The following is a 13,021-nucleotide window of genomic DNA, read 5'->3' on the forward strand; positions in this document are numbered from 1 at the left end:
CCGGGCCGGCCAGGCGTCCTTCAGAGGGCCCGACAACGGGCGATCCACGCAGCCGGCGGCGGCAATCCGGCCGGTCGGCACACGGCCTACGCTGGTGCCATGAGTACCTTGCGCGGCCGGGTGGCCGGACTGCCGGACTGGGACCGCTGCGCGGTGATGGGCGTCGTGAATGTGACGCCCGATTCGTTCTCCGACGGCGGCGACTGGTTCGACACCGAGCTCGCCGTCAAACACGGTCTGGACCTGGTGGCCCAGGGCGCCGACATCGTGGACGTCGGCGGTGAGTCGACCCGCCCCGGTGCGCCTCGGGTGGACGTGTCCGAGGAGCTGCGCCGGGTCGTCCCGGTGGTCCGGGAGTTGGCCGCGGCGGGGGTGGTGGTGTCCGTCGACACCATGCGCGCCGCGGTGGCCGAGCAGGCCGTGGAGGCGGGGGCGTGTCTGGTCAACGACGTGAGCGGGGGCCTGGCCGACCCGGCGATGGTGCCGGTGGTCGCCGCCCACCACGTCCCGTTCGTGGTGATGCACTGGCGCGGCCAGTCGATCGACATGAACAACCGGGCGGTCTACGCCGACGTCGTCGGCGAGGTGGTCGACGAGTTGGCGACGAGCCTGGAGCGCGCGGTCGCCGGCGGGGTGGACCCGGAGCGGATCATCGTCGACCCCGGACTGGGCTTCGCCAAGGAGGCCGGGCACGACCTGGCGCTGGTCGCCCAGATGGGTCGGCTGCGGGCGCTTGGCCGACCGCTGCTGGTGGCCGCATCGAGGAAACGGTTCCTGGGCAGGGTGCTGGCAGGCGGCGAGGGTGCCGCTCCACCGCCGGCCCGGGAGCGGGATGCCGCTACGGCGGCGGTGTCGGCGATCGTGGCGCGAGAGGGGGCCTGGGCGGTGCGGGTGCATGAGGTCAGGGCGAGCGCGGACGCGGTGCGGGTGGCCCGCGCCGTCGAGGGCGCGGTGCGGCCGGTCGGGGGCGCCGGGGCGTCCGGCGCGGTGCGGGCGAGCGGTACGGCGACGACGACGGGGACGAAGTGAGCGGCTTGGGCCCACGGACGGACATCGAGCAGGTCGAGCAGGCGAACACCGCGCTGTACGAGACCATCGAGCGGGGCGATCACGAGGCGCTGTCCGAGCTGTGGCTGGACGGGCAGGTGAGTGTGGTCCACCCGGGGTGGCCGGTGCTGCGCGGGCGCGGGGAGGTGCTCCGTTCGTACGCGCTGATCATGGCGAACACCGAGTACATCCAGTTCTTCCTGACCGATGTGGAGATCGACGTCATCGGTGACACCGCGCTGGTCACCTGCACGGAGAACATCCTCAGCGGCGGCCCCGCCGAGGACGACGGTTCCGTGGGGCCGTTGATCGGCCAACTGGTCGTGGCGACCAACGTCTTCAAGCGGACCGAGGACGGCTGGCGGGTCTGGTCGCACCATGGTTCGCCGGTGCTCGCGGACCGTGAGGACGACGACGGGGATGACGACGAGGACGAGGACGAGGAGAACGGGCCGGCCGGGCGGCTGTGAATCCCCCTCCGCAGCCCCCTCCACATCCCAGTCCGCGGACATGTGAGTGGCTTCACAAGCGCTGTGTCGGTGGGGGCGTGAGCTGGTGCGCCCGGTGTCAGCGGCCCGGGTGGGGCGCACCCGTTCGAGCCAAGTGCGGCATGGGTAGGGGTGGGGCGGGTGTGCGCGGGTAAGAGGCCGCGCGGACGATCTCCCGTGCTTTGCAAGGCTGGCCGCGCGACACGGCCTAGCAGTAGAGCGGGGTCTTGTCCATAGCCCCCATGGGCGAGCGCTGTCGGTGCTCGCAGGTAGATTCGAATGGGGCAGTGTCGCCGGCCGACTTTGGCGCCTGCCCGAATCCGACGAACAGTGGCGCCAGTGGCGCCGCGGGACCAGTGGGAGTGATTCGCGTGGATCGTGTCGCGCTGCGTGGGCTCAAGGCCCGAGGGCACCACGGGGTGTTCCCCCGGGAACGCGAGGAAGGCCAGACCTTCATCGTCGACCTGGTCCTCGGCCTGGACACGCGCCCGGCGGCAGCCTCCGACGATCTCGCGAAGACCGTCCACTACGGCATCGTCGCCGAGGAGGTGGTGGCCGTCGTCGAAGGCGAGCCCGTCGACCTCATCGAGACCTTGGCGGAGCGCATCGCCGACCAGTGCCTGAAGCACGAGGGGGTGCAGGAGGTGGAAGTGGTGGTCCATAAGCCGGACGCACCGATCACTGTCCCCTTCGACGACGTGACCATCACCATCACTCGGAGCCGAGTATGAAAATTACCCAGCAGCCGGCCCCCGCCACCTCCCGCACCTCCCACGCCGCATCCGTCAACGACCCGACCGTCCAGCCGGTGCCCGCCTCGGTGGTGGAGCAGGTGGACGCGGCGGACGTCACACTCTCCAACCCCAAGCGCGCGGTGATCTCGCTGGGCAGCAACCTCGGCAACCGCCTGGAGACGCTCCAGGGCGCCATCGACGCGCTGGAGGACACCCCGGGCGTCCGGGTCAAGGCGGTCTCCCCGGTGTACGAGACCGCGCCGTGGGGCGTCGACCCCGCCTCGCAGCCCGCGTACTTCAACGCCGCGGTGCTGATCAAGACGACGCTGCCGCCGGAGTCCCTCCTGGAGCGCGGGCACGCCATCGAGGAAGCCTTCGAGCGGGTGCGGGACGAGCGCTGGGGTCCGCGCACGATCGACGTCGACATCCTCGCCTACCAGGACGTGGTCTCCGACGACCCGCGGCTGACGCTGCCGCACCCGCGCGCCCACGAGCGGGCGTTCGTCCTGGTGCCGTGGCACGACGTCGACCCGGAGGCGGAGGTTCCGGGCCGTGGTGCGGTGGCCGCCCTGCTGGCCGCGATCGGCGTCGAGGGTGTGAACCACCGGGCGGACCTGGAACTGCGGCTGCCGGAGTAGTCGTTAGGGTTGCGGGCCGGTTGCGTACGGTGGCGATGCGCCCGGGACGCCTGATGCGCTGATGTACTGGCGTGTGGACGTCGCGGTGGCGCGCTCACGCGTGCGCGGACGGCCGGACGGATACGGCGGCCGCATCGACAGGTGCGGCCATGAGGCGGACTCGGTCATCGCGGTAGGGATGGCGGGGGACGGTGCGAGGGGCGATCGCTCGGTGAAGCAGCTACGGATCAAGGTCCTGGTCGGGCTGTTCGTGGTGGCCGGGATCCTGGCCTGGGCGGGCGCCCGGCTGTGGGACTCGTTCGGCACGCTCCCCGGCGTGCCGGTGGCGGCGCCGATCGTGCTGGCGCTGATCGCCGTGGTGCTGGCCGCCACCGCCCTCTCCCTGCGCGCCCGATTGCGGGCGCAGCGCGATCGGCAGCCCGATGCGAAGGGCGTCGATCCGCTGGTGGCCGCCCGCGCGGTGGTCTTCGGCCAGGCCAGCGCCCTGGTGGCGGCACTGGTCGCCGGGCTCTACGGCGGCGTCGGGGTCTTCCTACTGACATCGGGCGTGGACGACGCACGCCGCACCCAGGCGGTGTACGCCGGGTTCTCGGTGCTCGCCGGTGCGGGGGTGGTCGCCGCGGCGATCTTCCTGGAGCGGGTCTGCAAGCTGCCCGAGGGCGAGGACGGGGACGACGACGACCCCGGGGCGGCGCGGGCGTGACGTGGCCCCGGCCGGGTCGTGTCGGTCCGGCCGGGCCGCGGGCGGTTCAGGTGCTCGGGACGGTGTCCAGGGCGACCTCGTCGCGCGGGAGGTCGGCGGCGTCCGCGGTGGTGGCGCGGCGCAGGGCGCCGTGCAGTCCGGCGGGCGTGAGGACGCCCCGGTAGCGGTCGCCGTCGAGGACCGCGAGCCAGCCCGCGTCGTGTTGGAGCAGGGTGCTGAGCGCCTGCCGGAGCGGGGTGCCGAGCGGCACGGCGGCGGTCATCGGGCGGGCCAGGCCACGGACCGTGGTGGACCGGTCCGCGGCGGGGCCGGAGGTGCCGGTGAGCGCGTCGGCCGCCACCCAGCCGTACGGCGATCCTTTGGAGTCCAGGACGACGGCCCAGGGGGCGTCGGCGGCGGAGAGCGCGTCGGCGGCCCGGGAGGCCGGGTCGTCCAGGCGGACCACCGGGGGCTCGTCGAGGTCGGCGGCTTCGACGGGGGTGACCGCGAGTCGCTTCAGGCCGCGGTCGGCGCCCACGAACTCCGCGGTGTACGGGGTCGCCGGGGCGCCCAGGACCGTCGCCGGGGTGTCCAACTGCTCGATCCGCCCGGTGCCGTAGACGGCGATGCGGTCGCCGAGCCGGACCGCCTCCTCGATGTCGTGGGTGACGAAGAGGACGGTCTTGTGGAGCGTGGACTGTAGCCGCAGGAACTCGTTCTGGAGGTGCTCCCGGACGACCGGGTCGACGGCGCCGAAGGGCTCGTCCATCAGCAGCACGGGCGGGTCGGCGGCGAGCGCGCGGGCCACGCCGACGCGCTGGCGTTGGCCGCCGGAGAGTTGGTCGGGGTAGCGGTCGCCGTAGACGGACGGGTCCAGGCCGACCAGGTCGAGGAGCTCGGCGGCGTGGGCCCGGGCCGTTTTGCGCGGCCGGCCGAGGAGGTGCGGGACGGTCGCGGTGTTGTCCAGCACGGTCTTGTGGGGGAAGAGCCCGACCTGCTGGATGACGTAGCCGATGCGCCGGCGGAGTTCGACGGGGTCGGCGTCGGCGATGTCCTCGCCGTCCAGGAGGATCCGGCCGCTGGTGGGCTCGATGAGCCGGTTCACCATCTTCATCGTGGTCGTCTTGCCGCAGCCCGACGGGCCGACGAGGGTGATGAGTTCGCCCTTGGCGACCTCGAAGGAGAGGTCGTCGACGGCCGTCGTGCCGTCGGCGTAACGCTTGGTGACGTGCTCGAAGCGGATCATGAATTCCCCCTGTGTGGACGGGCCCCATTGTGTACGTGTCGTGCGCGGGTGCCGTGAACGCGGTGTTGCGAGTGGATGCCGGGCCGAGGTGATTGTCAGTGGTGGGGGTTAGGGTCGCAGACAGTCACCACGGTATCGGCGAGCGGGGGAGGTGACGGCGGTGGAGGTGCCGACGCGTGCGGCGGAGGTGCTGGCGAGCGCTCAGACCATGGCGCAAGGCGGCGGGCCCGGCTGCCTGGAGCGCAACGACTGGATCTGCGGGGAGTACCTCCGCACCCGGAGCCAGGAGTTGGTGGACGCCACACTCCAGCACGTCGGCATCACGGTGGTGTCGGTGCTGCTCGGGCTGCTGGTCGCCTTTCCGTTGGCGCTGCTGGCGCGGCATCGGCGGGGCGTCGCGGGGCCGGTCCTGGGACTGACGACGGTGCTGTACACGGTGCCGTCGCTGGCGATGTTCGCGCTGCTGACACCGGTCTTCGGGGTCTCGCCGTCGGTGGTCGTCACGGGCCTGGTGCTGTATTCGCTGACGATCCTGGTGCGCAACATCCTCGCCGGTCTGGAGGCGGTGCCCGCCGAGGTGCGGGAGGCCGCCCGCGGGATGGGGTACGGCCCGGCGCGGCTGCTGTTCGAGGTGGAACTACCGCTCGCCCTGCCCGCGTTGGTGGCGGGCGTGCGGATCGCCACGGTCTCGACGGTGGCGATGACGACGATCGGTTCGGTCGTCGGCTACGGCGGGCTGGGCAATCTCATAGCCAGCGGCATGGAGGGCTTCTTCAAGGCGGAGGTGCTGACCGCGTCGGTGCTGTGCGTGCTGCTGGCGCTGGTGGCGGACCTGCTCCTGTTGGGGTTGCAGCGGCTGCTGACGCCGTGGACGCGGGCGCGGTCCGGGGCGCGTCGGATGCGGCGCGGAGCGACCGTGGCGAAGGCGGTGGGGTGAGCGTGGACGCGATCACGGGGGCCTGGCAGTGGTTGACCACGGCCGCCAACTGGGCCGGGGAGAAAGGGGTGTGGCACCGCCTCGGTGAGCACCTCTGGCTGAGCGGGCTCTGCCTGCTCCTGTCCTGCCTGATAGCGCTGCCGGTGGCGCTGTGGCTCGGCCACATCGGCAAGGGCGGGGCGTTGGCGATCAACGTCTCCAATGTGGGGCGCGCGGTGCCGACGTTCGCGGTCCTGGTGCTGCTGACGCTGAGCCCGCTGGGGACGCACGGCGACTGGCCGACGGTCATCGCGCTGGTGCTGTTCGCGGTGCCGCCGTTGCTGACCAATGTCTATCTGGGCATCCGGGAGGCGGACCGCGATGTGGTCGAGGCGGCCCGGGGGATGGGGATGTCGGGCCCGCAGCTGCTGCGGCGGGTGGAGATACCGCTCGCCTATCCGCTGATCATGACGGGCCTGCGGTCGGCCGCCGTCCAGGTGGTGGCCACGGCGACGCTGGCCGCGCTGGCCGGCGGCGGGGGCCTGGGCCGGATCATCACCGCCGGGTTCGGCAATTACGACACCGCGCAGGTGGTCGCCGGAGCGGTGCTGGTGGCGCTGCTGGCCCTGATGGTGGAGGGGGCGCTGGTGCTGGTGGACCGGGCCTTCGACCCGATGCGGGGGCGGCGGCGCGGGCAGCCCAAGAAGGCCCCGGCCCCGGCCCGGACCCGACCCGAGACGTCTCAACCGACCTGATCCGAACGGACGGAGTGGAATTCCATGAGCAGCACAGCACGCGCGGTGCGTACCGCGCTCGCCGCCGGGACCGTGGTGGCGCTGGCGACCGGGCTGGCCGCATGCGGCGGGCAGAGCCTGGAGCAGAAGGGTGGCCAGGGCAAGGGGGGCGGGAAGGGCGAGATCGTCATCGGCTCGGCCGGTTTCACCGAGTCGAAGGTGCTCGCCGAGATCTATTCGCGGGTCCTCGCCGATGCCGGTTACCAACCGCGGGTGCAGACGCTGACCAATCGCGAGCTGTATGAACCGGCCCTGGAGAAGGGCCAGATCGATGTCGTTCCGGAATATGCCTCCACCCTCGCGGAATTCCTCAACGCGAAGAAGAACGGCGTCAAGGCGAAGCCCGTGGCGTCCAGCGACATCGACAAGACGGTGGTGGAGCTCAAGAAGCTCGCAGAGCCGCGCGGTCTGAAGGTGCTGACGGCGGGTGCGGCCACCGACCAGAACGCGTTCGCGGTCACCAAGGAATTCGCCGCCAAGCACAAGCTGAAGACACTCTCCGACCTGGGGCGTTCGCAGGAGAAGGTCAAACTCGCCGCGGGCGAGGAGTGCGAGACGCGGGTGTTCTGCAAGCCCGGCCTGGAGAACACCTACGGCATCGCCGTCGAGGGCATCGATCCCAAGGGCGTGGGGACCCCGCAGGCCAAGCAGGCGGTCAAGGACGGCACCGACCAACTGGTGCTCACCACCACCACGGACGCCACTCTCGACAACTTCGGTCTGGTGCTTCTCCAGGACGACAAGAAGCTGCAGAACGCCGACAATGTGCTGCCGGTGCTGAATGCCAAGAAGGCCGGCGACAAGGAGATCGAGACCACTCTCAACAAGATCACGAGCGTGCTGACGACCGAGGACTTGATCAACTTGAACCGCAAGGTCGATGCCGAGCGCTTGAAGCCCGCCGATGTGGCGCAGGCGTATTTGGAGTCCAAGGGACTGGTCAAGAAGTAACCAGCGGGAAACGGATCCGTATGCGGGGCCCCATAGGTCTCGCACGCACGGTAAGTTTCTGGCCATGCCACGAGGACGCCACCGCCATTCCCCACCCCTCCACCGGCTGCTTCCTCCCGCGACGGTCGCCGGTGCGTCACTTGCTTGCGCCGCGGGCGCGTGGTTCGTCGGCGACGACCTCGTGCAACGGGTGCTCGCCGCCGGTGCCGCGGCCGCCGCGCTCACCGGCGCCGTCCTGCTGCGCACTTGGGACCGCAAGGCCGGCAAGCGGGTCGCCGAGCTGACCCGGGCCCGGGCGCGCGACGAGTGGCGCACCGAGGAGCGGGTCGCAGAGCTGGAGACGGACGTCGAGGAGGCGCGCGAGATCCGCGCCGCCCTGGACGCCAAACTCCGCGCCAAGCGCGCCGAACTCGCCCGACTGCGCAGCGAACACGCCGCCCTGCTGCGGCGTTACGCCACCGCCGAGACCGAGCGGGCCAGTGCCCTGGAGGGCCGCCGACTGCTCGCCATCGAGGCCGGGCAGCCGTCCTCCGGCGGCGAGCTCGTCCCGGCCCGGCGGGAGCCGGCGACCGGCGCCGGCCGCCCCGCACCGGCCGCCCAGGGCGCGGACGACCCGTCCGCGGCCCGTCCGGTCGCCACGTTCGCGCAGGCGGACCGGGCCCTGCGCGAGCTGGCTCGCAACGCCGCCCGACAGCGCGCCGCCGCCCAGGGCACCGGCCAGGACGGCACCCGAGCCCAGGGGAAGCCCGGGGCGACCGGCCAGGGGAAGCCCGAGGCCGACGACCAGGGGAAGGCTAGGGCGGCCGCCGCGCAGGGGGTGGGCGGACCCGCGCTCCGCCCGGTGCCGGCCGCCGCCGCGATCGCCCCGCCCCGCCCGGCCGTGTCCCGCACGCTGGGCGGCTTCGACTTCTTCGGCAACGCCGACGTCGCGCAGCACCAGCTGACCGCCCCGCTGGAGGAGGACCTGGCGGACGTCGTCGGCGACGAGGCGGTCGCCGAACAGTCGGCGCGTGCGGAGGCCCAAACGGAGGCCCGCGCGGCGCTTCCGCCGGCCACCGACGGGACCGCCGCCGCGGCGCGCAAGGGAGCCGGGGACGCGGAGCCCGGCACCGCGGACGGCGACGAGCCGACCCACGGCGCGGCGTCCGATGGCGCGACCGCCGACGGGGAGACGACGCACGGTGCCGGTGAGGTCATCGACCTGACCGCGCACGACGAGACCGAACAGCTCGATCTCGCCGAACTGCGCAGCGCCATCTCCTGAGCGCGGGAAGACCGCGGACGTACCGAGCGGCGGGGAGTTCATCCACAGGCTGTGGATGAACTCCCCGCCGCTGTGCTGTGTGCGCGGACGTCCGCCGGTGCGCGCTCCGAGCCGTTGGTGCGCCGTCGGTGCGCTTCCAATGCGCCCCTGGTGCGCCGTCGGTGCGACGGCGATACGTCGACGGCCGCAGCGGCCCGACTACTTGTCGATGTCCCCGACCACGAAGAACATCGACCCCAGGATGGCGACCATGTCGGCCACCAGGGTCCCCGGCAGGAGTTCCATCAGCGCCTGGATGTTGTTGTACGACGCGGAGCGCAACTTCAGGCGGTACGGGGTCTTCTCGCCCTTGGAGACGAGGTAGTAGCCGTTGATGCCGAGTGGGTTCTCGGTCCAGGAGTAGGTCGTGCCCTCGGGGGCCTTGAGGACCTTGGGCAGCCGCTGGTTGATCGGGCCGGGCGGCAGCTCCGTGATCCGGTCCAGGCAGGCGTCGGCGAGGTCGAGGGAGATGTGGGTCTGCGCCAGCAGGCACTCGAAGCGGGCCAGGCAGTCGCCCTCCTCCCGGGTGACCACCTTGAGGATGTTCTGGAGATCGCCGTACGCGAGGTACGGCTCGTCGCGCCGCAGGTCGAAGTCGACGCCGGACGCGCGGGCGATCGGCCCGGAGACGCCGTAGGCGTGCACCGCCTCGCGGGTCAGCACGCCGATGCCGCGGGTGCGGCCGCGGAAGATCTCGTTACCGAGGACGAGGTCGTCGAAGACGTCCATACGGGAGCGGACGTCGGCGACGGCCTGCCGGGCCCGGCCGAGCCAACCGGCGGGCAGGTCCTCCTTGAGGCCGCCGACGCGGTTGAACATGTAGTGCATCCGGCCGCCGGAGATCTCCTCCATGACGGTCTGGAGCTCCTCGCGCTCCCGGAAGGCGTAGAAGACGGGGGTGATGCCGCCGAGCTCCAGTGGGTACGAGCCGAGGAACATCAGGTGGTTCAGGACGCGGTTCAGCTCGGCGAGCAGCGTCCGGGTCCACACCGCGCGCTCGGGGACCTCCATGCCGAGCATCCGCTCGACGCCGAGCACCACGCCCAGCTCGTTGGAGAACGCCGACAGCCAGTCGTGGCGGTTGGCGAGCATGATGATCTGGCGGTAGTCGCGGGCCTCGAAGAGCTTCTCGGCGCCGCGGTGCATGTAGCCGATCACCGGCTCGGCGTGCCGGATGCGCTCGCCGTCCAGGACGAGGCGCAGCCGCAGCACGCCGTGCGTGGAGGGGTGCTGCGGGCCGATGTTCAGCACCATGTCGGTGCTCTCCGCCGCGCCGCCGATGCCGACCGTCGTCTCCGTCATGGGGACAGTGTCGCAGGGCGGGACGATGCGGAGGAGCGCGGTCCGTGGTGTGGAACGGGCCCGCTCAAGGGGCGGGCCAGGGCGGTCAGGCGGTGCCGTCGGAGGTGAGCAGACCGGCACAGGCGGTGCCGCCGACCGGCTCCAGCAGCCAGCCGAAACCGCCCAGGCCGGCCGGGTCGGTCAGTTCCGCGGCGGCACCGGCCGCGCCGAGCGCCCGTAGGTAGCCGGCCGGGTCGGTGGTGGCCAGGGACAGCGGCGGGCGCCGGCCGGCCACACCGAGGGCGTGCAGCGCGGCGCGCTGGGTCAGCCGCTCGGCGGCGGGGCCGGCGCAGGCGTCCAGCGCGACGTGTGCGGTGAGGTCGCAGCTGCCGTCCGGGACGGGGCGGACCTCGCGGCCCGCCCGGAAGCCGGTGAGGGTGCCGAAGGGCGGGCGGTCGGCGCGGCCGTGGGCGTAGTCGACGGCGACCGCGAGCCCGGTGCGGAGGGTGCGGACGGCGCGCGCCCACGCGGCGTCCCGGGGGCGGCCGATCTCGGCGCGCAGCCCGGGGGCGGGGGCGTCGCCGGCGGCCTCCGGTGCGGGCCGTGGCCACCAGCGGGCGAGCCACTCCGCGTCCGGGCCGTCGACCGGTGCGCCCAGCCGTTCCGTGCCGTCGGCCCGTACCTCGACGCGGCGCGGCACCCCGTCGGCGTCCGTCTCGACGACGTCGACCGGGACGTTGTCCAGCCATTCGTTGGCGAAGAGCAGGCCGGTGAGCGAGCCCGGTGCGGGGAGTTCGGCGAGCCAGGTGATGCGGGGGTCGAGGTCCTGGGGGCGTGCGGCGCGTTCGACGGCGTACGGATGTGTCCGCGCGCTCACTTCCTCGGGCAGTGCGGCCAGTACGCCGCTCAGCAGCTCGCCGCGGCCGGCGCCGACGTCGATCAGGGCCAGCTCGTCGGGGTGCCCGAGTGCGGTGTCGACCCGGCGGAGGAGGGTGGCGACGGCGTCGGCGTACAGCGGGGAGGCGTGGACGGAGGTGCGGAAGTGGCCGGCGGGGCCGGGGCCGCCGGGGCGGGTGTAGAAGCCGTCGGGGCCGTAGAGCGCCCGCTCGGTCGCCTCCTGCCAGCCGCGCCAGGTGCCGTCGGGCGCGTCGTGGGGAGCGCCGGCGGGGGGCTCGGGGTGGGTGGGGTGGCCGGGGGTGTCGGGCGCGGCCGGTTCGGCGGCGGGGCGGTGGTCGTCGGCCGCGGCCCGTCGGGCGTGTTGGTGCTCGTTTGCCACGTACCCACGTCCCTCTTTCGTCACGTGCACCACGGTACGGGGGGCGGTTCGCGGGGCGAGGGGTCGACCCGTGGTGTGGTGGTCGGCCTACGGTATGAGGCGGTGCGGGAACGAAAAGCCCTGTTCAGGGACGTTTTTCAGGCCCCGGTACGTGGGCTTCCGCATCGCGTGATCATGGGTCAACCCCGAGGGCGACACAATTGGGGCACGCGGCCTCCACCTAGGGGAGTAGGCCCCGTTGAAGAGGATCGCCCCTCCGGTTGACTCCGCAGCCTGTCCGGGCTGCCTACGCTGGGTTACGTGCAGCGCCTCTATGACTTCTTCCGCAGGCACCCGACGGGAGTGGACAGCTTCTGGGCTTTCCTCCTCTTCGGGTTCACCGGGTTGTGGGTCATCTCCCGGTCGGGCCTTGAGGGCAAGTTCATCGGTCTGGTCTTCAGTACCGGTCTGTGCCTGGTCATCGCCCTGCGCCGGAAGTACCCGGTCAAGATGTTGTTGCTGGCCACCGCCCTCGGCGTCGGCCAGCTGATCTTGAACGTGCCGCCCAACATAGGCGACTTCGCGCTGATGGTGATCATCTACACCGTCGCCTCCGAGACCTCGGCCCGCCGCTGGGCCTCACGCTTCGCACTGGCCGGCGCGCTGATCGGCCCCGGCCTGTCCCAGTTGCGCTTCCGGGACAGCCCCGTCGCCCTGCCGGTGTGGGCGGTGGTCTTCTTCATGGTGCTGCTCACCGTGCCGTTCGTGCTGGCCTGGGTGCTCGGCGACTCGATACGCACCCGCCGTGCCTACTGGGCCCAGCTGGAGGAGAAGGCCGCCCGCCTGGAGAAGGAGCGCGAGGCCCAGTCGCGGATCGCGGTCGCGGCCGAGCGTGCCCGGATCGCCCGTGAACTGCACGACGTCGTCGCGCACAACGTCTCGGTGATGGTCGTCCAGGCCGACGGCGCCGCCTACGTCCTCGACGCCGCGCCCGAGCAGGCCCGCCAGGCGCTGGAGACGATCTCCGGCACCGGCCGGCAGGCGCTGGCCGAGATGCGCCGGCTGCTGGGCGTGCTGCGCACCGGCGAGCAGGCCGAGGGCGGGGAGTACGTGCCCCAGCCCGGCGTCGAGCAGCTCGCCGACCTCATCGACCAGGTCCGGGGCGCGGGGTTGCCGGTCGACTTCCGGGTGGTCGGTGAGCCGCGCCCGCTGCCCAGCAGCGTCGAGCTGACCGCGTACCGCATCGTCCAGGAAGCACTGACCAACACCCGCAAGCACGGCGGCCCCGACGTCAGCGCCACCGTCCGCCTCACCTACCGGGAAGGCGACCTCGATCTGCTCGTCGAGGACGACGGCCGGGGCGCTCAGCACGAGCTCTACGAGTCGGGCGGTGCGGACGGGCTCGGCCACGGCCTGATCGGTATGCGCGAGCGGGTCGGCATGGTCGGCGGGATCCTCGACGCCGGGCCACGGCCGGGCGGCGGCTTCCGGGTCAATGCCGTGCTGCCGCTCAAGGCGGAGCGGTGAGCCGCCCGGTCGCGCCAGCGGACGGTCGGCTGGGTCGGAGGGCGGGGTACCTCGTTGGCTGCCGGGCGGCAGCCTGCCGGCTGGTCGGCTGCCGGCTGGGGCGGCGCCCTGTGGTCAGGTTCTTCCGGTTCTTCCAGACGACGCAGGTTCGCTCGGCCG

13 protein-coding genes are annotated in these 13,021 nt (G+C 72.4%); 10 read left to right on the forward strand and 3 right to left on the reverse strand.

Translation table 11 applies throughout. The features are described 5' to 3' along the window. The first annotated feature begins 99 nt into the window (after positions 1-99). The 5 genes from folP (at position 100) to ACFVT2_RS28300 (ending at position 3,610) form a co-directional block, all read left to right on the forward strand. Positions 100-1,029: a dihydropteroate synthase gene (folP, locus tag ACFVT2_RS28280; protein WP_390022373.1), complete on the forward strand. Its 930-nt coding sequence runs from the start codon at positions 100-102 to the stop codon at positions 1,027-1,029. Positions 1,030-1,034: 5 nt separating this feature from the next. Next, on the forward strand, positions 1,035-1,517 hold the full coding sequence (locus ACFVT2_RS28285; protein ID WP_390022374.1) for a nuclear transport factor 2 family protein: 483 nt from the start codon (positions 1,035-1,037) through the stop codon (positions 1,515-1,517). Positions 1,518-1,906: 389 nt separating this feature from the next. Then, on the forward strand, positions 1,907-2,266 hold the full coding sequence (gene folB / locus ACFVT2_RS28290; protein ID WP_016574864.1) for a dihydroneopterin aldolase: 360 nt from the start codon (positions 1,907-1,909) through the stop codon (positions 2,264-2,266). Continuing rightward, complete coding sequence (folK, locus tag ACFVT2_RS28295; protein ID WP_390022376.1) at positions 2,263-2,907, forward strand: 2-amino-4-hydroxy-6-hydroxymethyldihydropteridine diphosphokinase; 645 nt, start codon at positions 2,263-2,265, stop codon at positions 2,905-2,907. Before folB ends, folK begins: the two co-directional genes overlap by 4 nt. Before the next feature lie 211 nt (positions 2,908-3,118). Beyond that, positions 3,119-3,610, forward strand: coding sequence for a DUF3180 domain-containing protein (locus ACFVT2_RS28300; RefSeq protein WP_390022378.1), 492 nt, complete (start codon positions 3,119-3,121; stop codon positions 3,608-3,610). Between the two features lie 46 nt (positions 3,611-3,656). Here ACFVT2_RS28300 and ACFVT2_RS28305 read toward each other — a convergent pair whose 3' ends face one another. Continuing rightward, on the reverse strand, positions 3,657-4,835 hold the full coding sequence (locus ACFVT2_RS28305) for an ABC transporter ATP-binding protein (RefSeq protein WP_390022379.1): 1,179 nt from the start codon (positions 4,833-4,835) through the stop codon (positions 3,657-3,659). A 208-nt stretch (positions 4,836-5,043) separates the two neighbouring features. Here ACFVT2_RS28305 and ACFVT2_RS28310 point away from each other — a divergent pair, with 208 nt between their 5' ends. The 4 genes from ACFVT2_RS28310 to ACFVT2_RS28325 all read left to right on the forward strand — a co-directional run bounded on the left by ACFVT2_RS28310 (position 5,044) and on the right by ACFVT2_RS28325 (position 8,760). After that, complete coding sequence (locus ACFVT2_RS28310; RefSeq protein ID WP_390022446.1) at positions 5,044-5,772, forward strand: ABC transporter permease; 729 nt, start codon at positions 5,044-5,046, stop codon at positions 5,770-5,772. Positions 5,773-5,774: 2 nt separating this feature from the next. Continuing rightward, positions 5,775-6,506: an ABC transporter permease gene (locus ACFVT2_RS28315; protein ID WP_390022380.1), complete on the forward strand. Its 732-nt coding sequence runs from the start codon at positions 5,775-5,777 to the stop codon at positions 6,504-6,506. 24 nt (positions 6,507-6,530) lie between these two features. Continuing rightward, positions 6,531-7,496 (forward strand): ABC transporter substrate-binding protein, encoded by a 966-nt coding sequence (locus ACFVT2_RS28320; protein WP_390022381.1) that lies wholly within the window; start codon positions 6,531-6,533, stop codon positions 7,494-7,496. 64 nt (positions 7,497-7,560) lie between these two features. Continuing rightward, positions 7,561-8,760: a hypothetical protein gene (locus ACFVT2_RS28325; protein ID WP_390022383.1), complete on the forward strand. Its 1,200-nt coding sequence runs from the start codon at positions 7,561-7,563 to the stop codon at positions 8,758-8,760. Between the two features lie 198 nt (positions 8,761-8,958). Here ACFVT2_RS28325 and ACFVT2_RS28330 read toward each other — a convergent pair whose 3' ends face one another. Then, complete coding sequence (locus ACFVT2_RS28330) at positions 8,959-10,101, reverse strand: NADH-quinone oxidoreductase subunit D (RefSeq protein ID WP_390022384.1); 1,143 nt, start codon at positions 10,099-10,101, stop codon at positions 8,959-8,961. A gap of 85 nt (positions 10,102-10,186) precedes the next feature. Then, positions 10,187-11,356, reverse strand: a complete 1,170-nt coding sequence (locus ACFVT2_RS28335) for an SAM-dependent methyltransferase (protein WP_390022386.1) — start codon at positions 11,354-11,356, stop codon at positions 10,187-10,189. Between the two features lie 300 nt (positions 11,357-11,656). Here ACFVT2_RS28335 and ACFVT2_RS28340 point away from each other — a divergent pair, with 300 nt between their 5' ends. Beyond that, a complete protein-coding gene (locus tag ACFVT2_RS28340) occupies positions 11,657-12,862 on the forward strand; it encodes a sensor histidine kinase (protein WP_390022388.1) in 1,206 nt (401 codons plus the stop codon). Positions 12,863-13,021: the final 159 nt, after the last annotated feature.

Source organism: Streptomyces sp. NPDC058000 (genome assembly GCF_042886435.1).
Classification (GTDB): Bacteria; Actinomycetota; Actinomycetes; order Streptomycetales; family Streptomycetaceae; genus Streptomyces.